General features: G+C 71.7%; 25 protein-coding genes. 14 read left to right on the plus strand and 11 right to left on the minus strand.

The genetic code is table 11. From position 1 onward, the window contains the following. The first annotated feature begins 135 nt into the window (after positions 1-135). Genes ABZU25_RS09415 through hrpB form a run of 3 tightly spaced genes read left to right on the plus strand, consistent with a single transcriptional unit; the run spans position 136 to position 3,759 of the window. Positions 136-960 (plus strand): helix-turn-helix transcriptional regulator, encoded by an 825-nt coding sequence (locus ABZU25_RS09415; protein ID WP_355028903.1) that lies wholly within the window; start codon positions 136-138, stop codon positions 958-960. A gap of 41 nt (positions 961-1,001) precedes the next feature. Further along, entirely contained in the window at positions 1,002-1,202 is a 201-nt protein-coding gene (locus ABZU25_RS09420; RefSeq protein ID WP_355028853.1) for a DUF397 domain-containing protein, read from the plus strand. Positions 1,203-1,230: 28 nt separating this feature from the next. Further along, positions 1,231-3,759 carry an ATP-dependent helicase HrpB gene (gene hrpB / locus ABZU25_RS09425; RefSeq protein WP_355028854.1) on the plus strand — a complete coding sequence of 843 codons (2,529 nt, stop codon included), beginning with the start codon at positions 1,231-1,233 and terminating at the stop codon, positions 3,757-3,759. A 9-nt stretch (positions 3,760-3,768) separates the two neighbouring features. Here hrpB and ABZU25_RS09430 read toward each other — a convergent pair whose 3' ends face one another. Next, positions 3,769-4,494, minus strand: a complete 726-nt coding sequence (locus ABZU25_RS09430; protein ID WP_355028855.1) for a protein phosphatase 2C domain-containing protein — start codon at positions 4,492-4,494, stop codon at positions 3,769-3,771. Between the two features lie 261 nt (positions 4,495-4,755). Between ABZU25_RS09430 and ABZU25_RS09435 the strand changes: the two genes are divergently transcribed. From ABZU25_RS09435 to ABZU25_RS09445, 3 genes are all read left to right on the plus strand, one after another. Then, positions 4,756-7,365 (plus strand): glycoside hydrolase family 9 protein, encoded by a 2,610-nt coding sequence (locus tag ABZU25_RS09435; protein ID WP_355028856.1) that lies wholly within the window; start codon positions 4,756-4,758, stop codon positions 7,363-7,365. Between the two features lie 79 nt (positions 7,366-7,444). After that, complete coding sequence (locus tag ABZU25_RS09440) at positions 7,445-7,711, plus strand: hypothetical protein (RefSeq protein ID WP_355028857.1); 267 nt, start codon at positions 7,445-7,447, stop codon at positions 7,709-7,711. Between the two features lie 165 nt (positions 7,712-7,876). Then, on the plus strand, positions 7,877-9,127 hold the full coding sequence (locus ABZU25_RS09445; RefSeq protein ID WP_355028858.1) for a DUF222 domain-containing protein: 1,251 nt from the start codon (positions 7,877-7,879) through the stop codon (positions 9,125-9,127). Positions 9,128-9,198: 71 nt separating this feature from the next. On the opposite strand, the gene ABZU25_RS09450 is transcribed toward ABZU25_RS09445, so the two are convergent. Together ABZU25_RS09450 and ABZU25_RS09455 are read right to left on the minus strand one after the other, a co-directional pair. Next, positions 9,199-9,471, minus strand: a complete 273-nt coding sequence (locus ABZU25_RS09450) for a hypothetical protein (RefSeq protein WP_355028859.1) — start codon at positions 9,469-9,471, stop codon at positions 9,199-9,201. After that, positions 9,468-9,680, minus strand: coding sequence for a hypothetical protein (locus ABZU25_RS09455; protein ID WP_355028860.1), 213 nt, complete (start codon positions 9,678-9,680; stop codon positions 9,468-9,470). The genes ABZU25_RS09450 and ABZU25_RS09455 overlap by 4 nt, the downstream gene beginning before the upstream one ends. Before the next feature lie 314 nt (positions 9,681-9,994). Here ABZU25_RS09455 and ABZU25_RS09460 point away from each other — a divergent pair, with 314 nt between their 5' ends. From ABZU25_RS09460 to ABZU25_RS09470, 3 genes are all read left to right on the plus strand, one after another. After that, positions 9,995-10,843, plus strand: coding sequence for a helix-turn-helix transcriptional regulator (locus tag ABZU25_RS09460; protein WP_355028861.1), 849 nt, complete (start codon positions 9,995-9,997; stop codon positions 10,841-10,843). After that, positions 10,840-11,034 carry a DUF397 domain-containing protein gene (locus ABZU25_RS09465; RefSeq protein ID WP_355028862.1) on the plus strand — a complete coding sequence of 65 codons (195 nt, stop codon included), beginning with the start codon at positions 10,840-10,842 and terminating at the stop codon, positions 11,032-11,034. The genes ABZU25_RS09460 and ABZU25_RS09465 overlap by 4 nt, the downstream gene beginning before the upstream one ends. A gap of 984 nt (positions 11,035-12,018) precedes the next feature. Further along, on the plus strand, positions 12,019-13,293 hold the full coding sequence (locus tag ABZU25_RS09470) for an MFS transporter (protein WP_355028863.1): 1,275 nt from the start codon (positions 12,019-12,021) through the stop codon (positions 13,291-13,293). On the opposite strand, the gene ABZU25_RS09475 is transcribed toward ABZU25_RS09470, so the two are convergent. Genes ABZU25_RS09475 through ABZU25_RS09495 form a run of 5 tightly spaced genes read right to left on the minus strand, consistent with a single transcriptional unit; the run spans position 13,269 to position 17,842 of the window. After that, entirely contained in the window at positions 13,269-13,526 is a 258-nt protein-coding gene (locus tag ABZU25_RS09475) for a UBP-type zinc finger domain-containing protein (RefSeq protein WP_355028864.1), read from the minus strand. The two genes, ABZU25_RS09470 and ABZU25_RS09475, sit on opposite strands and share 25 nt — an antisense overlap. Next, a complete protein-coding gene (locus ABZU25_RS09480) occupies positions 13,523-15,094 on the minus strand; it encodes a Na+/H+ antiporter (protein ID WP_355028865.1) in 1,572 nt (523 codons plus the stop codon). Before ABZU25_RS09480 ends, ABZU25_RS09475 begins: the two co-directional genes overlap by 4 nt. A gap of 38 nt (positions 15,095-15,132) precedes the next feature. Beyond that, positions 15,133-16,098 carry a TIGR03885 family FMN-dependent LLM class oxidoreductase gene (locus tag ABZU25_RS09485; RefSeq protein WP_355028866.1) on the minus strand — a complete coding sequence of 322 codons (966 nt, stop codon included), beginning with the start codon at positions 16,096-16,098 and terminating at the stop codon, positions 15,133-15,135. 52 nt (positions 16,099-16,150) lie between these two features. Then, entirely contained in the window at positions 16,151-17,566 is a 1,416-nt protein-coding gene (locus tag ABZU25_RS09490) for an NADP-dependent succinic semialdehyde dehydrogenase (RefSeq protein ID WP_355028867.1), read from the minus strand. A 12-nt stretch (positions 17,567-17,578) separates the two neighbouring features. Beyond that, positions 17,579-17,842 (minus strand): DUF6343 family protein, encoded by a 264-nt coding sequence (locus tag ABZU25_RS09495; protein WP_355028868.1) that lies wholly within the window; start codon positions 17,840-17,842, stop codon positions 17,579-17,581. Positions 17,843-17,964: 122 nt separating this feature from the next. On the opposite strand from ABZU25_RS09495, the gene ABZU25_RS09500 reads away from it, so the two are divergent. Both ABZU25_RS09500 and ABZU25_RS09505 read left to right on the plus strand, forming a co-directional pair. Beyond that, entirely contained in the window at positions 17,965-18,555 is a 591-nt protein-coding gene (locus ABZU25_RS09500) for an antibiotic biosynthesis monooxygenase (protein ID WP_355028869.1), read from the plus strand. Positions 18,556-18,676: 121 nt separating this feature from the next. After that, positions 18,677-19,528 carry a GDSL-type esterase/lipase family protein gene (locus ABZU25_RS09505; RefSeq protein WP_355028870.1) on the plus strand — a complete coding sequence of 284 codons (852 nt, stop codon included), beginning with the start codon at positions 18,677-18,679 and terminating at the stop codon, positions 19,526-19,528. A gap of 17 nt (positions 19,529-19,545) precedes the next feature. Here the strand turns inward: ABZU25_RS09505 and ABZU25_RS09510 are convergent, their stop codons facing one another. The 3 genes from ABZU25_RS09510 to ABZU25_RS09520 all read right to left on the minus strand — a co-directional run bounded on the left by ABZU25_RS09510 (position 19,546) and on the right by ABZU25_RS09520 (position 21,453). After that, on the minus strand, positions 19,546-20,301 hold the full coding sequence (locus ABZU25_RS09510; protein WP_355028871.1) for an EcsC family protein: 756 nt from the start codon (positions 20,299-20,301) through the stop codon (positions 19,546-19,548). Between the two features lie 49 nt (positions 20,302-20,350). Continuing rightward, positions 20,351-20,497: a hypothetical protein gene (locus ABZU25_RS09515; protein ID WP_355028872.1), complete on the minus strand. Its 147-nt coding sequence runs from the start codon at positions 20,495-20,497 to the stop codon at positions 20,351-20,353. Between the two features lie 107 nt (positions 20,498-20,604). After that, on the minus strand, positions 20,605-21,453 hold the full coding sequence (locus tag ABZU25_RS09520) for a peptidase M23 (RefSeq protein WP_355028873.1): 849 nt from the start codon (positions 21,451-21,453) through the stop codon (positions 20,605-20,607). Between the two features lie 420 nt (positions 21,454-21,873). On the opposite strand from ABZU25_RS09520, the gene ABZU25_RS09525 reads away from it, so the two are divergent. From ABZU25_RS09525 to ABZU25_RS09535, 3 genes are read left to right on the plus strand one after another with little or no spacing between them, the layout of a single operon-like run. Next, positions 21,874-22,794 (plus strand): PAC2 family protein, encoded by a 921-nt coding sequence (locus ABZU25_RS09525; RefSeq protein WP_355028874.1) that lies wholly within the window; start codon positions 21,874-21,876, stop codon positions 22,792-22,794. A gap of 37 nt (positions 22,795-22,831) precedes the next feature. Next, positions 22,832-23,629 carry an exodeoxyribonuclease III gene (locus ABZU25_RS09530; RefSeq protein WP_355028875.1) on the plus strand — a complete coding sequence of 266 codons (798 nt, stop codon included), beginning with the start codon at positions 22,832-22,834 and terminating at the stop codon, positions 23,627-23,629. A 17-nt stretch (positions 23,630-23,646) separates the two neighbouring features. Further along, complete coding sequence (locus ABZU25_RS09535) at positions 23,647-23,964, plus strand: antibiotic biosynthesis monooxygenase (RefSeq protein ID WP_355028876.1); 318 nt, start codon at positions 23,647-23,649, stop codon at positions 23,962-23,964. Positions 23,965-23,987: the final 23 nt, after the last annotated feature.

Consider the following 23,987-nt stretch of genomic DNA (forward strand, 5'->3'; position numbering starts at 1 on the left):
TGCACCGACCGCTACTGCAACGCAACTCCCAGATTTGAAAGTTGCACTCCGTGCTGGCGCGACCTGCGGATCTTGGCGTGGCAGACTCGGACGGTGACCGCCACCCCCGCCAGCCGACCCGCCGCCAGCCCTACCGTGCGCCGTCGACGCATCGCCCGGGAGCTTCGCCAGCTTCGGGAACGCGCGGGCATGACCCTCGATGTGGCCGCCCGCCAGCTCGACATGTCGAAGAGCAACCTCTCCCGGATCGAGAACGCGCTGATCGGCATCAAACCCCGCGACGTCCGGGCGGCGCTCGCGCTGTACCAGGTGACCGGCGCGGACGCCGAGGCGCTGATCGAGATCGCCCGAGGGGCGCAGCAACGCGGATGGTGGCAGAGCTACAGCGACGTGCTGCCCGAGTGGTTCGAGTTCTACGTCGGGTTGGAAGCGGAGGCCGCGGCGCTGCGCACGTACGAGGCCGAGTCGGTGCCCGGACTGTTGCAGACCGAGGCGTACGCCCGGGAGATCTTCCGGCGCACCGCCGGCGAGGACGGTCTGGAGCGCAAGGTCGCCGCCCGACTGCGTCGCCAGGAGGTGCTGCGCCGCGACGATCCGGTCCACCTGTCGGTGGTGCTCAACGAGGCGGTGCTGCTGCGGCCGGTGGGCGGCACCGCTGTGATGGCCGAACAACTGGCCCACATGAGTCGAATCGCACAGTTACCCAACGTGACAATTCAGGTACTTCCATTCGCGGCCGGCGGGCATCCCGCGATGAGCACCCCCTATGTGCTCCTCAACTTCGCCGACACCGCCGACGCGTCAGTGGTTTACCTGGATAACCTATCGATGGGACTGGCGCTGGAGGATGTCGACCAGGTGCTGCGGTATAGCCTTCTGCACGAGGAGCTGTGCCGGATGGCGCTCGATCCGGCGGCATCGTTTATCCGCCTGGAGCAGGCTTCTCGTTACTTTGCGTGACCGCCTCTGCGGCACGCCGACGCAGACGAGAGGTACCACGGATGACGGCGCACGACCTGACCCGGGCGGACTGGCGCACCAGCACGCGCAGCAGCGGCAACGGCAACTGCGTGGAGGTCGCGACAGCCGATGACCAGGTCGCCGTCCGGGACAGCAAGGACCGCTCCGGCCCCTCGCTCGCCTTCGACCCGGTGGCCTGGCGGGCCTTCGTGCTCGGCGTCGGCGAGGTCCGCCGCCCCTGAGGCACCCGCGCCGGTGCGAGACTGGGCCGTGCTCTCCGACGTAACAGTGGACCTGCCGGTACGCCCGGCGCTGCCGGCGCTGGTCGCGGCACTCGACGCGGCCGGGGCCGGCGTGCTGGTCGCCCCGCCGGGCACCGGCAAGACCACCCTCGCGCCGCTGGCCGTGGCCGACCGGGTGAGCGGCCGGGTGGTGATCGCGCAACCCCGCCGGGTGGCCGCGCGCGCCGCCGCCCGACGGATGGCCGAGCTGCTCGGTGAGCGGGTCGGCGACCGCGTCGGTTACGCGGTGCGCGGCGAGCGTCGGGTCAGCCCGGCGACGCGGGTGGAGGTGGTCACCACCGGCCTGCTGGTCCGCCGGCTGCACCACGACCCGGAGCTGCCCGGTACGGGTGCGGTGCTGCTCGACGAGTGCCACGAGCGGCAACTCGACGCCGACCTGGCGCTGGCCTTCACTGTGGAGGCGCGGGCCGCGCTCCGGCCGGATCTGTGGCTGCTGGCGATGTCCGCGACCCCGGACACCGACCGCTTCGCCGCGCTGCTCGGCGGGTCCGCTCCGGCCCCGGTGGTACGGGCCGACTCGGCGCTGCACCCGGTTGAGCGGATCTGGGCACCGCCGGCGCGCCCGATCGTCGCGTCCGGAGCCGGGCCGGTGGATCGAGCCCTGCTCGACCACGTGGCCGCGACCGTCCGGCGGGCGCTGCGCGAGCGTGCCGGTGACGTGCTGGTCTTCCTGCCCGGAGCCGGCGAGATCGCGGCGGTCAGCGGTCGGCTGGCCGACCTGCGGGACACCGTCGCGCTGCTGCCGCTGCACGGTCGCCAGCGGGGCACCGAGCAGGACGCGGCCCTGCGCCCCGCCGATCGACGCCGGGTCGTGCTGGCCACCGCGCTGGCCGAGACCAGCCTGACAGTGCCGGGCGTAAGGGTGGTGGTGGACGCCGGGTTGTCCCGGGTGCCCCGCATCGACCTGGCCCGTGGGCTGGGCGCGCTGGTCACCGTGCCGGTCTCCCGAGCCGCCGCCACCCAGCGGGCTGGCCGGGCCGGCCGGGAGGCCCCCGGGTTCGTCTACCGCTGCTGGTCCGCGGCGACCCACGAACGGTTGCCCGCCCGAGCCGAGCCGGAGATCGCCACCGCCGATCTGACCGGCTTCGCACTGGAGCTGGCCGCCTGGGGCCGGCCGGACGGCGTCGGGCTCGCGCTGCCCGACGCGCCACCGGCTGCCGCGCTGACGGTGGCCCGGGACACCCTGCAAACCCTGGGCGCTGTCGACGCCGAGGGTCGGATCACCGCGCGGGGGCGGGCGATCGCTGCCGCCGGGGCGCACCCACGGCTGGCCCGGGCGCTGCTCGACGGTGCCGGTCGGGTCGGCGCCGACCGGGCGGCCGAGGTGGTCGCCCTGCTCTCCGAGGAGAGCGCGGCCGGCCCCGGTGACGACCTGGTCGCCAGCTGGCGGCGGCTGCGCGGCGGCGTCGACGCGGGTGCGACCGCCCGCTGGCGCACCGAGGTACGTCGACTGCGCGCGGCGTTGCCCTCCGGCTCCCCAACCGACAGCCGCACCGCCACCGGCTCGGGCGGGCTGAGCGACGATCTCGCTGCCGGGCTGCTTGTCGGTCTGGCGTACCCGGAGCGGTTGGCCCGGGTGCGGCGGCCGGGCGGATCGGCGTACCTGATGACCGGCGGGACCGCCGCGGAGCTGATGGCCGGGTCGGGGCTGACCGGGTCCGACTGGCTGGCGGTGGCCGTCGCGGACCGCACCCCCGGCGCGCCGTCGGCCCGGATCCGTCGGGCCTCGCCGGTGGACGAGGCGACGGCCCGGGAGGCCGCCGCCCCGCTGCTGCGGACGAGTCGCGAGGTCGGCTGGTCCGACGGCGACGTGGTGGCCCGGGAAGTGACCCGGCTGGGCGCGATCGAGCTGCTCCAGCGGCGGCTGGAGCGGCCGGAGCGGGCGGAGGTGGCGGCGGCCGTGCTGACCGGTCTTCGTCAGGAGGGGCTGGGGCTGCTGACCTGGACGCCGGCGGCACGGGCACTGCGGGAACGCCTCGGTTTCCTCCGGCACCACCTGGGCGCCCCGTGGCCGGAGGTCACCGACGAGGCGTTGCTCGACGCCGCCGCGACCTGGTTGGGCCCCGAGTTGGTCGCGGCTCGGCGTCGGTCCGACCTGGCCCGGGTGGACGTGACGTCGGCGCTGCGCCGGCTGCTGCCCTGGGCGCAGGCCGCCCGCCTGGACGAGCTCGCCCCGGAGCGGATCGAGGTGCCGAGTGGGTCTCGGGTGCGGGTGGACTACACCGACCCGGCCGCACCGGTGCTCGCCGTGAAGCTTCAGGAGACGTTCGGCTGGTCGGCGGCGCCCCGCGTCGGTGCCGGCCGGACGCCGGTGCTGCTGCACCTGCTCTCCCCCGCGGGCCGGCCGGTGGCGGTCACCGCCGACCTGGCGTCGTTCTGGCGTACCGGCTACCCGCAGGTGCGCGCCGAGCTGCGCGGGCGCTATCCCCGGCACCCGTGGCCGGAGGATCCGCGAACGGCGACCCCCACCCGGCGCGCCGCGCCACGCCGACGCTGAGCGCCGGCCCTATTCCTCCAGGACGTCGGCCACCACGACACTCACGTTGTCCGGCGCGCCGGCGTGCAGTGCCAGATCGATCAGCTTGCCCGTGCAGGCGGTCCGGTCGGGATACTCAGTGAGCACCTCGGTGAGGGTGTCCGGGCGGACGACGTTGGAGAGGCCGTCGCTGCACAGCAGCCAGCGGTCGCCGGCCCGGGGCACCATCGTCGAGTACGACGGGCTGACCTCCTCACCCTGCAGGGCCTGGGTGACGACGGCACGGCGCGGATGGCTGCTGGCCTGGTCCGCGGTGATCACGCCCTGGTCCACAAGCATCTGGACGAACGTGTCATCCCGGGTGACCTGCTTGAGCACGCCCTCGCGGAACAGGTAGGCCCGGGAGTCGCCGACGTGCGCGAGGGCCAGGCAGCTGCCGGTCCGGGCGAAGAGCAGGGCGGTCAGCGTGGTGCCCATGCCCTGGCGCTCGGGATCCTCGGCGACCGCCTGCCGGATCCGGGAGGTGGCCAACGCGATGCCACCTTCGAGCGCGGCCACCAGAGCGTCCTCGGGGGTCTCCACGTCCAGCGGGGCCACCGCGTCGATGGTGAGGGAGCTGGCCAGGTCGCCGGCGGCCATCCCGCCCATGCCATCGGCGACGGCGACGAGCCAGTTCCCGGCGTGCAGGGCGTCCTGGTTTCCGCTGCGGATCAGCCCACGGTCGCTCGTTCCCACGGAACGCAGCTTCAGGGTCATGGGAGGCAGCCTGCCAGGCGAAGGGCGCAGTTGTCTCTAGGAGATCAGGACGACGGCGCGTGGCGCGGCCAATCTCACGTCCGCCCGCCGGCCTTCCGGGCCGCGCCGGAAGCGGCGCTCGCCCTCGTCGCGCGCCAGAACCCATCCAGTCAGATCAATTGACACGGGATGCCGCCGCTGGAAACATCGAGCCGATACCTGGGAGCGCTCCCAGGTAAACAGTCACCACCACCGTCCCCCACCCGTCCGGAAGGACTCCTCGTGACGAGATCCCGACGCCGCCTCCTGTTGGCTGCGGCGACCACCCTGGCCCTCACCGGCGCGGGCGCCGGCGCGGCCTACGCCGAGCCACCACCGGACGCCCCGGAGCAGATCGACAACGGCGACTTCAGCGCCGGGGTGAGCCCCTGGTTCTCCTTCGGCACCGGCCCACTCGCGGTCACCGACGGCCGGCTCTGCACCACCGTCCCGGCCGGGTTGGCCAACCCCTGGGACGCCGGCATCGGCCAGGACGGGGTGCCGCTGATCGCGGGCGCCGAATACACCCTCGGCTTCGCCGTCTCCGCCACCCCCGGCGCCGCCGTCAAGGCCGTGCTGCAACTCGGCACCGCCCCGTACACCACGTACGCGGCAGTGGACGCCACCGCGACCGGCACCGCCCAGCGGGTCGAGCAGACCTTCACCGTCCCGGACGGCAACCCCAGCGCCCAGCTGATCTTCCAGGTCGGTGGCTCCGCCCAGGCGCAGACCATCTGCCTCGACGACGTCTCGCTGCGCGGCGGCGAACCGCCCGAGCCGTACGTGCCGGACACCGGGCCACGGGTCCGCGTCAACCAGGTCGGCTACCTGCCCGGTGGGCCGAAGAACGCCACAGTTGTCACCGAGTCCGCCGACCCGCTGCCCTGGCAGCTGCGCAGCGGTGCCGGTGCCGTCGTGGCCAGTGGCACCACCACCGCACGCGGCGTCGACGCCGCCTCCGGGCAGAACGTGCAGACTGTCGACTTCTCCAGCTACCGCACCCCCGGCAGCGGACTGACGCTCACCGTCGACGGCGAGACCAGTCACCCGTTCGACATCTCCGGCGCCCTCTACGACCAGCTGCGCTCCGACTCGCTGCAGTTCTTCTACGCCCAGCGCAGCGGCATCGCCATCGACGGGGACCTGATCGGCGACGAGTACGCCCGCCCCGCCGGTCATCTCGACGTGGCACCCAACAAGGGCGACACCAACGTGCCCTGCCAACCGGGCGTCTGCGACTACTCGCTGGACGTGCGCGGCGGCTGGTACGACGCCGGCGACCACGGCAAGTACGTGGTCAACGGCGGCATCGCCACCTACCAACTGTTGAACACCTTCGAGCGCACCAAGACCGCAGCCACCGCCGACGGCGGCGCGGAGCTGGGCGACAGCACGCTGCGGGTGCCCGAACGCGACAACGGTGTGCCGGACATCCTCGACGAGGCCCGCTGGGAGCTGGAGTTCCTGCTGCGCATGCAGGTACCGGCCGGCAAACCGCTGGCCGGCATGGTCCACCACAAGATCCACGACCAGAACTGGACCGGGCTGCCGCTCGCCCCGCAGGACGACCCGCAGCCGCGTGAGCTGCACCCGCCGTCGACGGCGGCCACCCTCAACCTGGCCGCCACCGCCGCCCAGTGCGCGCGGCTCTTCGCCCCCTACGACGCGGCGTTCGCGACCCGCTGCGGCACCGCCGCGACCAAGGCCTACGCCGCGGCCAAGGCCCACCCCGCGGTGTACGCCAGCCCGACCGACGGCACCGGCGGCGGCGCGTACGACGACAGCAACGTCACCGACGAGTTCTACTGGGCGGCGGCCGAGCTGTACCTCAGCACCGGTGCGCAGACCTACCTGACCGACCTGACCGCGTCGCCGCACCACACCGGGAACGTGTTCGACCCGCGCGGCTTCGGCTGGCAGAGCACGGCGGCACTGGGCCGCCTCGACCTGGCCACAGTGCCGAGCGGGCTGCCCACCGCCGACCTCACCCGGGTCCGCGCCTCGGTCACCACCGCGGCCGACGCGTACCTCGCCGAGCTGCGCCGGCAGGCGTACGGGCTGCCGATGCCCGGGGACGCCAACAGCTACTTCTGGGGCGGCAACAGCAACGTCATCAACAACGCGGTCGTGCTGGCCACCGCGTTCGACCTGACCCGGAACCCCACCTACCGCGACGGCGCCGTCCAGGCGATGGACTACATCCTCGGCCGCAACGCCCTGAACATCTCCTACGTCACGGGCTGGGGTGAGCACGCCGCACAGAACCAGCACAGCCGGATCTTCGGCAACCAACTCGACCCGAACCTGCCCCACCCGCCCGCCGGCTCCCTCGCCGGTGGCCCGAACGCGGCCCTGCAGGACCCGTTCGTGGCACAGCTGCTCCCCGGCTGCGCCCCGATGTTCTGCTACGTCGACGACATCAACTCGTACTCGACGAACGAGGTGGCGATCAACTGGAACTCGGCGCTGACCTGGATCTCCTCGTTCCTGGCCGACCAGGGTGACGCCGGCGCGGTGCCGGCCATCACCTGCTCGGTGAACTACAGCAACTACGGCACCTGGCAGGGCGGCACCGGGTTCACCGCACAGCTGACCATCCGCAACACCGGTGCCACAGCCGTCAACGGCTGGAGCGTGCGCTTCGCATTCACCGGCGGCCAGCGCGTCCGCGAGGCGTGGTTGGCGAAGGTCACCCAGTCCGGCGCCACGGTGACCGCCCGCAACGAGTCACACAACGCCAAGATCACACCCGGCGGCACTGTGACGTTCGGCTTCAACGCGACGACCTCCGGCGGCGCCAACCCGAACCCGGGCCTGGTCACCGTCAACGGCAAACCCTGCTCGCTCTCCTGACCGACGCTCGTCGAGCCGGTGGCCTCCCGCACCCGGGGGGCCACCGGCTCACGTGGCCCGCGCACCTACCATCGCGAGCATGGATGGACGAGCGTGGGTCCTGGTCGGGGTAGTCGTCCTGCTGCTCGCTGCGCTGCTGCTCGCCACGCTGCTGGTCTTCGCGCGGCGGCGTCGCGCCCCGGCCGGAACCGACGAGACGATGCGCCGGGCGCGCCAGGCGATTCAGGCGAGCGGGCACCGTCAGCGCCGCCAACGCCGGGGCACCATGCGCGGCAAGGGGTACGGCGGCAACGACAACCAGGCCTACAACAGTGGCATCGCCAGCGACTCGGGCGGTGAGCCCTGACCGCGATCCTGCGCGCTGATCCGGGGCCTGTCACCACTGCCGCCGTCCTGCGGCCGCGCACCCTCTACCTCGTACCGCTGTGACGCGCTCACACCAGACTCGGGTGGCGCTCCCCGGGGCGCCCAGACGACAGAAATTGTCGTACGTCTGTTCTAATCTGTGGGTGTGATTGAAGCGTTGGAGCAGGCCGAGGCTGCCGTGGCGGCCTGCTTCGACACGGCGGCCTGGGCCGTCTCCGAGCGCGATCTCGTGGCGGCGCTGGACGCCACACACCGCATCGAGCATCGCCTGGCCGCAGTCAAGCTGACCCTCGTCCGCGAGCTGGACGGTCGAGGCACCGCGACCGCGCAGGGCGCGTCCTCGACTGCGGTGTGGCTACGTGACCGGTTACGCCTCGGGGTCGGTGCCGCCCGACGCCTGGTCGAGCTGGCCGCGGCGCTCGATGCCGCCCCGGCCGGCGTGCGGGACGCGTTGGCCGGCGGGACTGTCGACCTGGAGCAGGTGCGGGTCATCGCCGGCACGGTCGAGACCGTCCACGCCAGCGCCGGCGCGGAGGCGGCCGACAAGGCCGTCGGCGTTCTCGTCGAGTGGGCGACGCAGTTCGACGCCACCCTGCTGCGAAAACTCAGCACCCGCATCCTCGACCACGTCGCCCCGGACGTCGCCGAGGCCGCCGCCGAGGCCGCGCTGCGGGCACAGGAGTCCCGGGCCGTCCGCGACCGGCACGTCACGATCAGCGAGCAGTCCGACGGTCGGCTGCGCCTCGCCGGCATCCTCGACACCGAAGCCGCCGCCGCGTTACGAGCCGCCATCGACCCGCTGACCGCGCCCACCGGTCCCGACGACACCCGCACCCCGGGCCAGCGCCGCCACGACGCCATCGCCGACGTCTGCCGGCTGGCCCTGCGCACCGGCGAGCTACCCGAAAACGGCGGCGACCTCGCCCAGGTGGTCGTCACCACGAGCTACGACGGGCTGACTCGGCAGTTGGGCACCGGCGCTCTGGACACCGGCCTGCAGCTCACCCCCGAGGCCGTGCGGCGGCTCGCCTGCGACGCGAGCATCCTGCCCGCCGTCCTCACCGGCGCCGGTCAGGTCCTCGACGTCGGCCGGCAACGCCGGCTCATCGCCGGCCCGCTCCGCCGCGCCCTCGTCCTGCGCGACCGGGGCTGCGTTTTCCCCGGCTGCGACCGCCCGCCGCGCTGGTGCGACGGCCACCACATCCGGCACTGGGCCGACGGCGGCGACACCAGCCTGGCCAACGCGGTCCTGCTCTGCGGCCACCACCACCGACACCTCCACCACAGCGACTGGACCATCCAACTCGGCGGCGACGGCCACCCCGAATTCATCCCACCCGCCTGGCTCGACCCCACACAGGTCCCCCGCCGCAACCACTACCACCGACGAACGTGACCCTCGTGCGCCACCAGCCGGCGGATGCATGCGCTGAGCGTTGGTGAGGGTGCCCGATAGCCCCGTACCTGCTAGGCCCGTACGCGCCGACTGACGCGCTCCTTACGCCCCGGTTTTCCGATCACCATGGGTGCGGGGGAGGAACGCAGCCCGGACTTGATCACGTACAGCTCACGCTTGGCCGTGGCCATACCCTGCGCGTCGAGCACGTATCCCGTGATCCACACCCAGTCGTTGTAGGGGTCGTCCTCGCCGAGGGACACCACCCGCATCAACAGCGTCCGGTCCCCCGTGAACTGCACCGAGCAGTCCGGGCCGATGAACACGACGTCTCCCGCCTTCATGCAAGCCAACCGATGAACCTGCGTCGGAGCACATCCGGGGGTGCCCAACTCATGTCCTGTCCGGCAGAGATCAGGCACAGGCTCATGTAGTACGCCAGCGGCACCTGCTCCTGTTCGGCCAGCAGCTCCGCGCGGCGTCTGGCACAGGGCCAAGGCTTGTCGCACCCCTCGCACAGCCAGAGCGGCAGGACCGGTCCGTGTGTGGTCATCAGCTCTCACCCGGCCAGTGGCCCCGGTTGATCGGGATCTTGTGCCTGGCCTGACATGGCAACTCGTTCCCGCACTTGCAGACGTTCCGCCACCTGACCCACGACCACACGGGCCTATGCCTGCGAGCCAGGGTCATCGCTACCGCCGCCAAATATTCGCCGTAGGGCACGCGCCTGGACATGTTCACTCCCTCGCGTTTGCGTGGTGTAGTTCGCACCACCATCTTGCGCGCGCACTTAAGCGGGGTCAATGACCTACGGTTGTCAATGGCGCACGGCGTGTGGCCGCACGAACGCGAGGGAGGCGAGGCATCATGGCGCTCATGGAGAGCCCGACGTTCCTGCGATTCCAGCTCGGCGCACAGCTCAAGCGAGCACGCGAGGAAGCAGGCGTCACTGTCGAGCAAGCCGCCGTGTTGATCGAAGTCTCACCGAGCACCTTGCGCCGGATCGAGCAGGGTCGCGTCGGCTTGAAGGGTCCAGCGCTCAACGCATTGCTCGACCTGTACGGCGTCGTCGATGCCGAACTGCGGGAGACGTTGTTGTCCATGGCCCGCAGCGGCAAGCAGCGCGGCTGGTGGGCGAAGTACGGCGACCTGCCGAACTCCTACCGCCAGTACATCGGCCTGGAATCCGCAGCGTCCGAAATCCTCAACTTCGAAACGCTTGTGGTACCCGGCCTACTCCAGACCGCTGAGTACGCCCGAGCAATCATCAGCGCCGACGCCTCGCAACCAACCCCGGATGGTGTGGCCCAGCGAGTCGCCGCACGGACGGAACGACAGAAGCTGCTGACCGAGGGTCAACTGAAGCTCGTTGCGGTCATCGACGAGGCGGTACTACACCGCCAGATCGGCGGACCGGAGGTCATGGCCGAACAGCTCGCGACCTTGCTCGAAGCCCAGAAGCGCTGGAACGTCACTGTCCAGGTCATCCCGTTTCGCGAGGGCGCTTACGCGTCGATGATGTCCAGCTTCCATATCCTTGGCTTTGCGGAAGGTCCCGGAGTGGTCTACATCGAGGGACTGACCGGTGACCTCTACGCTGAGGGCGAGGACGTCGACAGGTGTGCACGGGTGTTCAGCAACCTGCGGGCAGCCGCGCTGTCGCCTACCGCATCAACCACATTGATCAAGAAACTTCGTGACAAGGAGACGCCATGAGGGCGCTCGATAACCAGTGGCGCACCAGCACCCGCAGCGGCGGCAACGGCGCGTGCGTAGAGGCCCGGTACACGGACCACACCGCGCAGGTACGGGACTCCAAGGACCGGCAGGGACCGGCGCTAGCTTTCAACGCGGGTCAATGGGTTGACTTCGTCCAAGGGATCAAGGCCGGCAAGTTCGACGCGTGAGCAAGGGTGCCGGGTGCGGTCACTGATGGTCACCACACCCGGCTACCGCAACGTCCGTCAGCTACCTGCGCCGGCACCAGCGAAACATCTCCGCTATTGCTCTGATGATCACTGCGCGGTCTTTGGATTCAGTCCCAGGGATGGCGATATGCGCCACCAGGACTTTTCCGATTACGAGGACCCCCGCGAGGGCTACGAGCGCCCAGGGTCCGGCGGCTAACACCGGCTCAATGATCGACTGCCACACTGCCCGTCTCTCCTCACTCGGGTCGGGTCGAGTGAGGCCATGCAGGGCTCAGCTCGACCAGTACGCGACTGGTGAAGCTGAGTTCCTGCACCGACTGAGCAGAATCTCAGATCTGATTGAGTGCCTGCGAAGGCACCCGATGTTCCGCTTTGACTACATTGAAAACTGGCGAACAAGATTTAGTTAGGCAAGAGGCCGTCGGCGACTCCTACCCCAGAGCTTCCTGCTGCTTTTAAGCACTCGCAAATATACAGAAGTCAGGCCCTGTACCCCACCGCTGGTTGCAACCGGCGGCGGGACTCGGCAAGGGTATCCGACCGATGCGACGCGAGGCCAACGCGAAGGGCTCTCAGCTCACCCCAGAGACGCGAATGCGGCCCGGTGGTACGTGGTAGCCGGCCGAACCGCGTCACGGGCCTCAAGAGGCCGAACGCTCTACTTTAGGTAGTGCGGCGTGTCGTCGTAGTCGTCCTGCTGCTCTGTCCTTATCCAATTCGCTTGCCCTCCGTATAGGCGGAAGGTGCAGCCCGCTATCGGGATCCAGGTACGTGAACATCCCCAGGAGGACGGACCGCCAGGCTGACGACCTCGACGTTCACCAGGCCCTTCGCCTCTGCATCCGGATGGCCCGTTGTGGGTAGCGGTCGCTGGGGCAACGAACACATTGGAGGCGAGCTGTGACGGGTGCCGCAGCGTTCGGGACATCGGTGTGCGTGCGTCGGCTCTAGGGTCGGTGGATGGGCACCCGGGCGGGGATTCGCGGCCGCTGGCGGTCTCTGTCGCCGCTGCCGCCGCCGGGTCGGCTGCGTACCCTGTCGCTGGCCACGCTCGCCAACACCGTCGGGACCGGGCTGTGGGTGACCGGTTCGGCGCTCTACCTCACTCGCGTCGTCGGGCTGAGCCCGACGCGGGTGGGGCTGGGGCTCACGCTCGCCGGTCTGGTGGGGCTGACCGCCAGCGTGCCGCTCGGCGGGCTGGCCGACCGGCGTGATCCGCGAAGCCTCCGGGCGGTCCTACAGCTGGTGCAGGCCGCCGTCGCCGTCGCGTACCTGTTTGTCGATTCGTTCCCGGTCTTTCTGCTGGTGGCCACACTGGACGCGCTGCTGATCTCCGGCAACCTGGCGGTTCGCGCCGCGCTTGTCGCCGCGGTCGGCGGGCCGGAGGGCCGGGTGCAGGCCTTCGCCACCCTGCGCGCGGTGGCCAACCTGGGGGTGGCGCTCGGCGCGGGGCTGGCCGGGTTCGCGCTGGTGGCGGACACCGGGTGGGCGTACCGACTGCTCGTGGTCGGCAACGCCGCGACCTATCTGGTCTCGGCGGCGCTGATCATGCGACTGCCGGGGTATCCGCCGGTCCGGCGGCTCCTGCGGCCGAAACCCGGCCGGGCGTTGCGCGACGGTTGGTTCCTCGCGGTCGCCGGGGCATCGGCCGTGCTCTCCCTGCACTGGGTGGCGCTGACACTGCTGCTGCCACTGTGGGTGGTGACCCGCACCGACGCTCCGCCGGTCACGATCTCCGCCATGCTGCTTGTCAACACGCTGCTCACCGTGCTGCTCGCGGTACGACTGAGTCGGGGTGCCCGGCACGCGCTGCCGGCAGCGGCGACGATGCGCCGCGCCGGGCTGGTGCTCGCGGCCGGGATGCTGCTCTGGGCCGCGACCGGCTTCGTCTCCGGCGCGCCGGCGATCGGCCTGCTGCTGTGCGCGACAGTGATCTACACCCTCGGCGACCTGTGGCACGCCGGGGCCGGGGCGGCACTGGCCTACGACCTGGCCGACCCGGACGCCATCGGCGCCTACCAGGGGGTCGACACGCTGCTCGCCGGGCTGGCCCGCGCGGCGGGTCCGGCGTTGCTGACCTGGCTGATCCTCGGCGGCGGCCCGATCGGCTGGCTCGCCCTGGCCGGGCTCCTCGCCGGCACCGGCCTGGCCGTGCCACCGCTCACCCGGCGGGCTCTGGCAAACCGCTCCGAGCCGTCCCCGGCCAGCGATCAGCCGATCTCCTCGTCGACGTAGCACCACCGCCAGGTCTCGCCCGGCTGCACCGACCGGATCACCGGGTGGGCGGTGGACTCGAAGTGTTTCGTCGCGTGCTGGTACGGCGACGAGTCGCAGCAACCGACGTGCCCGCAGCTCAGGCAGCCCCGCAGGTGCACCCAGTCGGCGTTGCCGATGGCGACGCAGTCGGGGCACTCCTCGGTGGTGCGCGGCTCCGCCGCATCCGCCTCGACCAGGTGCTGACAGCTCACTTCTCGACCTCCCGCAGCAACGACTCTTCCAGGTCCAAGTCACGATAGGCCCGCACCAACACCTCCTCCGGGATCCGACCGGAGTCCCGGGCAGCCCGGAAGACATCCCGCTCGGCGTCGATCATCTTCTGTCGTAGCCGACCGTACGCCTGCGACGGCGTTTCCCGCTCGGCGCCACCGAGCCGTTCCCAGGCCAGGTTGTTGCGATCGTCAAGCGCGCGGCGCAACCGGTCCACCACCGCCTCGGGGGCACTGTCGGCCAGTTCGTCGAGACGGTCCTGGGCGGCCCGGCTGGCCTGTTGCTGCACCCCGGCAGCCGACAACGCGTCCTGCACCGGGTCGTCCTGGGGCAGCTTCAACCGGCGGGCGACCACCGGCAGCGTGGCGCCCTGGCCGACCAGGGTCACCACGATCACCGCGAAGGCCAGCCAGATGAACAGGGCCCGGGGGTACGGCTCGTCGCCGGCCAGGGTCAGCGGCAGGGCCAAGGCGGCGGCCAGCGTCACCACGCCCCGCATTCCGGCCCAGCCGATGACGATCGGGAACCTGGGCGACGGTGCCGAGTCCCGGCGGCGCACCCGGGGAACCAGCCGGGCCAGGTAGGTGGCCGGGAAGAGCCAGACGAAGCGGGTCAGGAGGACGGTGGCGAGCACCGCGACGGTGATCAGCGCGAGCGAGCCGGCCGGCTCGTCGAGGTCGCGCAGCACCTCCCGCAGTTGCAGGCCGACAAGCAGGAAGACCAGCCCCTCCAGCAGGAACCGGACCAGCCGCCAGAACGCGGCGGTCTGCAACCGGGACGCCGCAGAGAGCAGCTGGGACAGCTTGTGGCCGAGCGCCAGCCCGGTGACCACCACGGCGACCACGCCGGAGGAGTGCACCGCCTCGGCGGCGAACACCACAGCGAACGGAATGATCAACGACAGCGCGTTGTCCAGCAGCGGGTCGGTGATCCGCCGGTGCAGGAAGCCGAAGACCACCGCGCCGAGCGCGCCGATCAGGATGCCGCCGCCGGTGGCCCGCAGCACCTCGACTGTGACGTCGGCGGCGCCGACCGCCGAGCCGGCGGCGGCCATGGTGGCGACCCGCAGCAGCACCAGTGCGGTGGCGTCGTTGACCAGGCTCTCCCCCTCCAGGATGGTGACCACCCGACGGGGCAGCCCGACCCGGCGCGCGACAGCGGTGGCGGCCACCGCGTCCGGCGGGGCGACCACCGCGCCGAGCGCCAGGCAGATCGCGAACGGCACCTGCGGCAGCAGCAGGTGCAGCACGAACCCGACAACGAACGCGGTGAACAGCACCAGGCCGACAGCGAGCAACAGGATCGGCCGAATGTTGTTCTTGAACGCCGGCACCGAGGTTTCCAGCGCCGCGACGTACAGCAGCGGCGGCAGGATGCCGACCAGCACCAGCTCCGGGTCGAGTTCGACGTGCGGGACGCCTGGCACGAAGGAGAGCGCCAGGCCGAGCACGACCAGCACGATCGGCGCGAGCAGGCCGAGCCGGCGGGCCAGCGCAGCACCAAAGGTGGCGATCGCCAGGAAGACGACGACCGGAAACAGGCTTTCCATGGGGTACGAGCCTAGGGGTCCGCTGATCTGAGCCTCGATCAGCCGGTCGGCCGCAACTTCGGCAGCACCTCGGCGCCGAACGCGTCGATGAAAGCGCGCTGCTCCTGCCCGACGTGGTGCAGTGCGATCTGGTCGAAGCCGAGCTGCGCGTACTCCTCCAGCCAGCCGACGTGCCGGCCCAGGTCGGCCGAGACGTTCACCACCTCGGCGACCCGCTGCGCCGGCACGTCGGCGGAGACCGCGTCGAAGTGCTCGACCGTCTCCAGGTCCCAGCAGACCGGCGGGGCAAACACGTTGCTGCGCCACTGGTCGTACGCGAGCGCCTCGGCCTGCTCCTGCTCCGGCGCCCAGGAGACGTGCACCTGCAGGTGCAGCGGACCGCGCCCACCCGCGTCCCGGTACGCGTCGATCATCTCGCGCAGGTGCGCCACGGGGGCGTTCACGGTGATCAGGCCGTCCGCCCACTCGGCGCACCAGCGGGCGGTGGCCACGCTGACGGCGGCGCCGACAAGCGCCGGCGGTTCCTCGGGTCGGGTCCACAGCCGGGCCCGGTCCACCCGAACCAGGCCGTCGTGGCTGACCTCCTCGCCGGCCAGCAACGCCCGGATGACGTCCACGCACTCCCGCAGGCGCGCGGTACGGACGTCCTTGCGCGGCCACGGGTCGCCGGTGATGTGCTCGTTGCTGGCCTCGCCGGTGCCCAGCGCCGCCCAGAACCGGCCCGGGTACATCGCGCCGAGGGTGCCGATCGCCTGCGCGATGATCGCCGGGTGGTACCGCTGGCCGGGCGCGTTCACGACGCCGAACGGCATACCGGTGGCCTGTAGGGCGGCGCCCAGCCAGGACCAGGCGAAGCCGGACTCGCCCTGCCGCGCGCTCCACGGGGAGAAGTGGTCGGAGCACATGGCGGCGTCGAAGCCGGCCCGCTCGGCGTGTCTCACCGCCTCCAACAGGGCGCGGGGACCGATCTGCTCATGCGAGGCGTGAAATCCGAACAGCGTCATGGGCGCACTTCCTACCCACGCACGCCCCCGCTGATGCGTGCCGCGCCGCGACCTACTCGGCGTGCGCGCCGGCTCCGGCCGAGGCGGCGCCCGCACCCACCCAGACGGTCTTGGTGTTGCAAAACTCGCGCATGCCCAGCGCCGACAGCTCGCGCCCGTAGCCGGAGTTCTTCACACCGCCGAACGGCAACTCCGGATAGGAGGTGGTCATGCCGTTGATGAAGACGTTGCCCGCGTCCAGGTCGGTGGCGAAGCGCTCCTGCTCGGCCGGGTCCCGGGTCCAGGCGTTCGAGCCGAGCCCGAAGCTGGTGCCGTTGGCGACAGCGATCGCCTCCTCGTACGACGACACCCGGAACAGTCCGGCGACCGGGCCGAAGACCTCCTCGGACCACATCCGCATCTGCGGCGTGAGGTCGGTGACCACTGTCGGCGGGTAGAACCAGCCGTCGCCGGTTGGCAGCTCGCCACCGCAGAGCACTGTCGCCCCGTGGTCCGCCGCGTCGCGGACCTGGGCGTGCACCTGGTCGCGGCCACGCTCGCTGGCCAGCGGCCCCACGTCGGTGTTCGGGTCCATCGGGTCGCCGACCCGCAGCGCGGCCATGTTCGCGGCGAACTTCTCGGCGAAGGCGTCGAAGACGTCGGTGTGCACGATGAACCGCTTCGCGGCGATGCAGGACTGGCCGTTGTTCTGACAGCGGGCGGTGGTGGCCACCTCGGCGGCCCGGTCCACGTCGGCCGAGGGCATCACCACGAACGGGTCGCTGCCGCCGAGTTCGAGGACTGTCTTCTTCAGTTCCCGCCCGGCGATCTGGGCGATGGACCGACCGGCCGGCTCACTGCCGGTGAGCGTGGCGGCGCGGACCCGGGGGTCGCCGAGGATCGCCTCGACCGCGTCCGACCCGACAAGCACTGTGGTGAAGGCCCCCTCGGGGAAGCCGGCCCGGCGAAACACGTCCTCCAGCAGCAGCGCGGTCTGCGGCACGTTCGAGGCGTGCTTGAGCAGGCCGGTGTTACCGGCCATCAGCGCCGGCGCGGCGAAGCGCATCACCTGCCAGAGTGGGAAGTTCCACGGCATCACCGCGAGCACCACACCGATCGGCTGGTAGCGGATGAACGCCCTGGTCGCCTTCACGGCGTCGGCGTCGGCCGGCTCGTCGGCGAGGAACCCCGGCGCCCGGTCGGCGTAGAAGCGGGCCGCCGTGGCGCACTTGGTCACCTCGGCCTGCGCGGAGGCGTACGTCTTGCCCATCTCCGTTGTCATGATCCGGGCGATCTCGTCGCGCTCGGCGTCCAGCAGGTCGGCGGCGGCGTTCATCCACCGGGCGCGCTGGTCGACGCCTGTCGCCCGGAGCTGCTGGTACGCGAGGTCGGTGCGCTCGATGGCACCGTCGAGTTGCTCGGTGGACATCGCCTCGTAGGTCTTGAGCACCTGTCCGGTTGCGGGGTTGGTGGTGGCGATGTGGGGCATCTCGTCCTCCTGTCACTCGAACAGCGAGTGTCGTACGCCCGGCTCCTCGCGGTGGCGGGCGGCGCGGCGGCGCTGGATCACGACCAGGTCGATCACGGCGACCACGGCGAAGATCGCGCAGAGTACGCCGAGCCAGGCGAGGCCGGCCCAGAACGCCAGCACCGCGAAGAGCACCATGATCACCAACCCGAAGCCGGCGAGAGTGAGCCGGAGGTTGAGGGCGCTGTTCGCGTGACCCACCGTGCCACGGGCGCGCCGGGGCTGCGATCTCGTCATACCTCCCGACCTACCCCCGATCGGCCGGGTTAACCGGTACGGCGCGCTCGCACCGCCGGGTGTGCCGGTGTGCTCCGGCACATCCGACCGCGTCGTGGCCCCGCTGCCCGCAGGATGGGCGCATGTCAATGACCCTCGCCGTGCCGGTGACCGTCGCCATCGCCCGCCGTGTCGACCCGACCCGGTCCAGCGAGATGGTGGCCTGGATGCGGGCCGGCACCGCGCTGGCCGAGGCGTTCCCCGGTTTCCTCGGGGCCGGTTGGGTGCAGAGTGGCCCCGGTTCGGCGGAGTGGCACATGCTCTATCGCTTCGCCGACGCCGAGACGCTGCGCCGGTGGGAGGAGTCGCCGCAGCGGCACTGGTGGCTCAGCTCGGCCCAGGGCATCGTCGAGCACACCCGGGTCGAGCGGCGTACCGGCATCGAGGGCTGGTTCGACCCGCCGCTTGAGCACTCGGTTGATCCGGTCGAGCCGGTCGGACCGGCGTCGCCGCCAAGGTGGAAGCAGGCCGTGACCATCTGGTTGGCGTTCTTTCCGCTGAGCCTCAGCGCCACCCTGCTGACCAGTCACTTCCTCGCCGCCGTGCCGTTGGCGGCGCGGGTGCTGCTGATGACGCTCTGCCTGACCCCGCTGATGACCTACCTGGTGCTGCCCCGGATCACCCGGGCCCTGCACGGGTGGCTGCACGGCCAGCCGGCGCCGCGGCGGGATTAAAGCACCCCGCCGCTCCGGCCACCGACACTCTGCCGCATACCCGACAACAACTTCCCGGTGAGCCACGTCCTACGCATAGAGTTACCGCGCTGTCGCTCTGCGCTGCGGAACGGGGGACGTCATGCCTCGACGGTGGGTCGCCGCGCTGGCCTGTCTCGTCGCGCTCGTCGCGTTGGCCTGTGAGGGCGGCACCTCCGCGGCGCCCCGCCCCACCAGGAGCGGCCCGCCGTCGAGCGGGCCGGGCGGGATCGCCGCCCTCGGCGACTCGATAAGCACCGGTTTCGCCTCCTGCCTGGTGCTCACCTCCTGCGAGCGCAACTCCTGGTCCACCGGCGACGGCCTGCGGGTGCAGAGCCACTACCGGCGGCTGCTCGACCAGAATTCGGCGATCCGCGATCGGGCGTACAACCACGCCCGAGCCGGCGCCCGCGCGGACGCTCTCGAGGGTCAGGCCGAGGCAGCGGTACGCGACCGCCCCGACTACGTCACTGTGCTCATCGGCGCCAACGACATCTGCCGGGGCGGGGTGGACGCGATGACGCCGGTGGCGCAGTTCCGGGCCGACGTGGACCGGGGGCTGCGGGTGCTGCGGACCGGCCGGCCGAAGGCCCGGGTGCTGGTGGTGAGCATCCCCGACCTGTACCGGCTCTGGGAGGTCGGGCACGACGATCCACGGGCGGTCCGCGCGTGGCGGCGGGGCGTCTGCCCGGCCCTGCTGGCCGAGGCGACCTCGACAGCGCCCGCCGACCGGGCACGCCGGGCCGCCGTCCGAGATCGGGTCGACGCGTACAACGCCGAGTTGGTCGCGGCCTGCCGGGCGTACGGCTCACGCTGTCGCCACGACGGCGGCGCGGCGCACAAGGTCCGGTTCAGCCTGGACCTGCTCAACCCGCTGGACTGGTTCCACCCCAACGCCACCGGCCAGGGCCGGCTCGCCGAGGCGACCTGGCGACCCTCCGGGATGGCCAGTTGACAGTCCCGGACGGGCGGTCAGTGTTGGCGGGGCCCCGGGAGGGCGGTGCCGCGCGGGCCGTAGAGGGCCCGGGAGCGCAGCGCGAGATCCTTCGTGGCCGACGAGTTGGCCCAGGTGCCGAGCACGATGGCCGCTCCTGGGACGATCTTGGCGACGATCCGCTTGGCGGCCCGGACGCCGGCCATCTGGGCCAGCCGGACGCCGAGTTGCAGCATCACCCGACCGAGCGGGCGCTGGCCGCCCAGACCGAAGAGCGCGTCGGCGCGTTCCCGGCCGGCGGCCACGCCGAGCGCCAGTCGGGCGCTCTCGGCGACCTTGTGCACGCGCTGCAACACCAGCAGGTCGGTGGCCCGGTCGCTGTGCAGCGGATCGACGTCGTACGCGGCGGCGATGTGCAACACCATCCGGGCCTGGGTCCAGGCCAGCACGCCCACGTCGATCACGGCGCCGGGTAGTCCGGCCGCGCCGGAGACCGCGCCGGACAGCCGGGCCAGGTTGACGAACTTGCGGGCTGCCTGGTCGGCCAGGGCGTCGGACGATATCCCGGGCTGCTCGGCTCGGGCCCGGTCGGCCCACTGCTCGGCTTCCGGCCCGAGTCGGCGCACCGCCTCCAGGGCGAGGTGCTCCGGGGCGTACTGCGGGTCGTCGCGCATGCGGTCCCAGAGACGGGCCGGCGGACCCTCGGGGGCGTCCGCCGACCCGGCGGGCAGATCGACGGGCGGCTGGGGAGTGGGGGCGGCGGGCTGGCCGCCGGTGGGCGGGGTGTCGGTCACCGGGTCTCCCCTGGGATGGGAACGACGGACAGGGCGGCCGATGGAGCGGTCAGCGGCGGCGGTTGGAGAACCGGGCCGCCAGACCCTTGAGCTTCTGCTGGTTGCCGGGCTTGGCCATCTCGCGACGACCCCGCTCGACCATCTGCTGCCCCTTCGGCGATTTCAGGAACATGGTGATCCGCTGCATCAGTGACATGGCGTCCTCCTGTCGATGATCCCTCTGTACATGTGTACCCCGAACCCGCAACACATGTACCCGGGATGCGACAGGCTCAACCCTGACCGTCCACAGTGGGCGGAAGACTACCGCCCCGCCGGCGCGATGGCGTCGACGACCCGGGTGGCCCGCCACTCGTGCTGCTGGTAGTAGTCGGGGTACGCGGAGACCTGCACCGCCTGGGCCGCGTCGGTGAGTCGCATCCGCTCCCAGCCGGGCACCTGCTCCAGCGCGGAAAGGAACTGCCGGGTGGCGAACTCGGGATCCATCAGCCGGCCCACCGGGCCCCAGCCGCTGCTGGAGCGCTGCTGGAACAACCCGACCGAGTCGTGGTCCCAGCCGACACCCTGGTGCGGGTAGTCCTGCGACTCGGGCAGCACACCGCTGGCCACGTTGTAGAGGTTGCTCTCCTGCATGGCGGTGGCGACCGCGATCACCAGACCCCGGCGGGGCACCCCCATCTTGCGGCCGGCGCGCACGATCGCCTCGGCGTTCTCCATCTGGTCCTCGTCCAGCCCGGCGACGGGCGCCGGTTTGGTCGGGCGGGCCGGGGCGACAGTGCGGGCGGGGGCCGCGGTGTCCGGGTCACCGGGGGTCGCCGTGGCGGACGGCGCCGGGCCAGCGGCACGGTCGAGACCACGGGAGGCTGCGCCCTGCTGCTCGGCGCGCTGCGCCAGCTCCGCGCTGGCGGGTGGGCCGGATCGGGTCGCCGCGCCGGGCTTCTCGTCGCAGACCTGGGCGACGACGGTCAGGCCGAGGCAGCAGACCACCCCGGTGGCCAGCGCCAGTTGGGTCCGGCGTCGACCGGTCAGGTCCCGGACGTGCGCCCGGAGCCGACTCACGGCGGTTGTCCGTTCGGCTGAGGTGCCATCCTCCGTATCGGCAGTAGCGCTGCTCGGGGCGTACGGGTCGTCGAGGGTGCCGTCGTCACGCATCAACCGAGGCTAGGCAGGGAGAAACCCCGATCACGCACGGTGATCACGTGGTGATCGCCACAGATCGGGGTGGTACTGGCGGACGACCGGGTCGGGTCGACCCGCCCGGGGAACGTTCCTCGCGTACCGGATGAACCCGGCGCCGCACGCGGGCCGGCACGACCGGTGACAGGCCCCGACATCGGACCCTCGGGCCTGACATGATCGACAAACTGGGCCGTTGGGCCGAACCGACCCTCGGCCGAACGGCCGGCAGCAGCCGCCCGGCGGCGTAATCAGGCGAATAGTCCGGTCACGCCCATCCCCCGGGCGACGAATCGCCCGGCGCAGGAATGCGCCAGGATGGCGGGTACGTTGCCCGAACGGGTGCCCTCCGTCGCGTCGGCACCCCGCAGGCACATTTCAGGGAGGTCCGCACCGGTGCTCGACCCACACGAGCTCTACCAGCTCACCGACGATCTGCCCGACCTCGGGCAACCGGTCCTGATCCAGGCCCTCACCGGGTTCGTGGACGCCGGCAACGCCAGCCGGCTGGCGCGCGAGCAGCTGCTCACCTCGCTGGAAGGTCGACCGATCGCCACCTTCGACGTCGACCAGCTCTTCGACTACCGGTCGCGACGACCGGTGATGACCTTCGTCGAGGACCACTGGGAGAGCGTCGACGCGCCCGAGCTGGAGCTGCACCTGCTGCACGACGACGACGAAACCCCGTTCCTGCTGCTCACCGGCCCCGAGCCGGACCTGCAGTGGGAGCGGTTCGTGGCCGCCGTGGCCGGGTTGGCAGCCCGCCTGGACGTCCGGCTCACAGTGGGGCTCAACTCGATCCCGATGGCGGTGCCGCACACCCGACCGACCGGCGTGACGGCGCACGCCACCCGCCCCGAGCTGATCGCCGGATACGAGCCCTGGCTGCAACGCGTCCAGGTGCCCGGCAGCGTCGGCCACCTGCTGGAGTTCCGCCTCGGCAAGCAGGGCCGCGACGCGTTGGGCTTCGCCGCCCACGTGCCGCACTACGTGGCGCAGACCGAATACCCGGCCGCCGCCGAGGTGCTGCTCACCTCGGTGTCGCGCAGCACCGGGCTGCTGCTGCCCGGTGACGGGCTCCGCTCGGCCGCCGAGGTGGTCCGGGTGGAGATCGACCGCCAGGTCGCCCAGACCGAGGACGCCGCCGCCCTGGTCCAGGCCCTGGAGGAGCAGTACGACGCGTTCGCCCGTGGTCGGGGCGAGAAGAGCCTGCTCGCCCCGGACGCCGGGCCGCTGCCCACGGCTGACGAACTCGGCGCGGAACTGGAACGGTTCCTGGCCGAACAGACCCGTCCCGGCGACACCCCGGGCAGCTGACCCGGCGTACCCGGGGCGGATGCGGCAGGCTGGGGGCATGCGCCTGGCGACCTGGAACGTCAACTCGGTGAAGGCCCGTCTCCCCCGGCTGCTGCAGTGGTTGGCCGACACCGGGCCGGACGTCGTCTGCCTGCAGGAGACCAAGTGCCCGGACGGCGCCTTCCCGGTGACCGAGGTGGGCGCGTTGGGCTACACCGTGGCCAGCCACAGCGACGGCCGGTGGAACGGGGTCGCCATCCTGTCCCGGGTCGGGCTGGACGACGTCCGGGTCGGGTTCGCCGGTGAGCCCGGCTTTCCCGACCCGGAGGCCCGCGCCATCTCCGCCACCTGCGGCGGGGTGCGGGTCTGGTCGGTGTACGTGCCCAACGGCCGGACGCCCGACGACCCGCACTACGCGTACAAGCTGGCCTGGTTCGCGGCGCTGCGCGACGCGTTGGAGGCCGAGCTGTCCGGTGGGCTCCCGCTGGCCGTCTGCGGCGACTTCAACGTCGCCCCGACCGACGCCGACGTCTGGGACCCGGCGGTCTTCACCCACTCCACCCACGTCACCCCGGCGGAGCGGGCGGCCCTCGCGGCGCTGCGCGACCTGGGCCTCGTCGACGTGGTGCCGACCCCGATGAAGGGGCCGCACCCCTTCACCTACTGGGACTACCGGGCCGGGATGTTCCACCAGAACAAGGGCATGAGAATCGACCTGGTGTACGCGTCCGCGCCGTTCGCCCGCGCTGTCGGTGCGGCCTACGTGGACCGGGAGGCCCGCAAGGGCAAGGGCCCCTCCGACCACGCCCCGATCGTGGTGGACGCGGAGTTGGTGCCCGCGGTCGAGGGGTTCTGAGTGGCTAGGGTGGGCAGATGGCAGTCGTGAAGATCAACGCAATCGAGGTCCCGCCCGGCGCCGGCGCGGAGTTGGAGAAGCGGTTCGCCGCCCGGGCCGGCGCAGTGGAAAACTCGCCCGGCTTCCTCGGCTTCGAGCTGCTCCGACCGGTGGCCGGCGAGACCCGCTACTTCGTCTACACCAAGTGGGAGGACGAGGAGGCGTACCAGGCGTGGGCCGCCGGCCCGTCGCGGGCCGCCCACGCTGCCGCGCCCGGCGAGAAGCCCCGGCCGCCGGTCTCCAGCAGGGCCAGCCTGCTGGAGTTCGAGGTGGCGCTGCACGTCCCCCAGCCCTAGCAAGCCCTCGCCGCGCTTGATCC

It is taken from the genome of Micromonospora sp. NPDC005215 (genome assembly GCF_040607915.1).
Lineage (GTDB): Bacteria > Actinomycetota > Actinomycetes > Mycobacteriales > Micromonosporaceae > Micromonospora.

What these genes read in the sequence shown, in the direction of transcription:
- ABZU25_RS09420 (WP_355028853.1), top strand. Translation starts at nt 1,002, where the DNA reads ATGACGGCGCACGACCTGACCCGGGCGGACTGGCGCACCAGCACGCGC.
- ABZU25_RS09430 (WP_355028855.1), bottom strand. Translation starts at nt 4,494, where the DNA reads ATGACCCTGAAGCTGCGTTCCGTGGGAACGAGCGACCGTGGGCTGATC.
- ABZU25_RS09440 (WP_355028857.1), top strand. Translation starts at nt 7,445, where the DNA reads ATGGATGGACGAGCGTGGGTCCTGGTCGGGGTAGTCGTCCTGCTGCTC.
- ABZU25_RS09450 (WP_355028859.1), bottom strand. Translation starts at nt 9,471, where the DNA reads ATGAAGGCGGGAGACGTCGTGTTCATCGGCCCGGACTGCTCGGTGCAG.
- ABZU25_RS09455 (WP_355028860.1), bottom strand. Translation starts at nt 9,680, where the DNA reads ATGACCACACACGGACCGGTCCTGCCGCTCTGGCTGTGCGAGGGGTGC.
- ABZU25_RS09460 (WP_355028861.1), top strand. Translation starts at nt 9,995, where the DNA reads ATGGCGCTCATGGAGAGCCCGACGTTCCTGCGATTCCAGCTCGGCGCA.
- ABZU25_RS09465 (WP_355028862.1), top strand. Translation starts at nt 10,840, where the DNA reads ATGAGGGCGCTCGATAACCAGTGGCGCACCAGCACCCGCAGCGGCGGC.
- ABZU25_RS09470 (WP_355028863.1), top strand. Translation starts at nt 12,019, where the DNA reads ATGGGCACCCGGGCGGGGATTCGCGGCCGCTGGCGGTCTCTGTCGCCG.
- ABZU25_RS09480 (WP_355028865.1), bottom strand. Translation starts at nt 15,094, where the DNA reads ATGGAAAGCCTGTTTCCGGTCGTCGTCTTCCTGGCGATCGCCACCTTT.
- ABZU25_RS09485 (WP_355028866.1), bottom strand. Translation starts at nt 16,098, where the DNA reads ATGACGCTGTTCGGATTTCACGCCTCGCATGAGCAGATCGGTCCCCGC.
- ABZU25_RS09490 (WP_355028867.1), bottom strand. Translation starts at nt 17,566, where the DNA reads ATGCCCCACATCGCCACCACCAACCCCGCAACCGGACAGGTGCTCAAG.
- ABZU25_RS09495 (WP_355028868.1), bottom strand. Translation starts at nt 17,842, where the DNA reads ATGACGAGATCGCAGCCCCGGCGCGCCCGTGGCACGGTGGGTCACGCG.
- ABZU25_RS09500 (WP_355028869.1), top strand. Translation starts at nt 17,965, where the DNA reads ATGTCAATGACCCTCGCCGTGCCGGTGACCGTCGCCATCGCCCGCCGT.
- ABZU25_RS09505 (WP_355028870.1), top strand. Translation starts at nt 18,677, where the DNA reads ATGCCTCGACGGTGGGTCGCCGCGCTGGCCTGTCTCGTCGCGCTCGTC.
- ABZU25_RS09515 (WP_355028872.1), bottom strand. Translation starts at nt 20,497, where the DNA reads ATGTCACTGATGCAGCGGATCACCATGTTCCTGAAATCGCCGAAGGGG.
- ABZU25_RS09520 (WP_355028873.1), bottom strand. Translation starts at nt 21,453, where the DNA reads ATGCGTGACGACGGCACCCTCGACGACCCGTACGCCCCGAGCAGCGCT.
- ABZU25_RS09530 (WP_355028875.1), top strand. Translation starts at nt 22,832, where the DNA reads ATGCGCCTGGCGACCTGGAACGTCAACTCGGTGAAGGCCCGTCTCCCC.
- ABZU25_RS09535 (WP_355028876.1), top strand. Translation starts at nt 23,647, where the DNA reads ATGGCAGTCGTGAAGATCAACGCAATCGAGGTCCCGCCCGGCGCCGGC.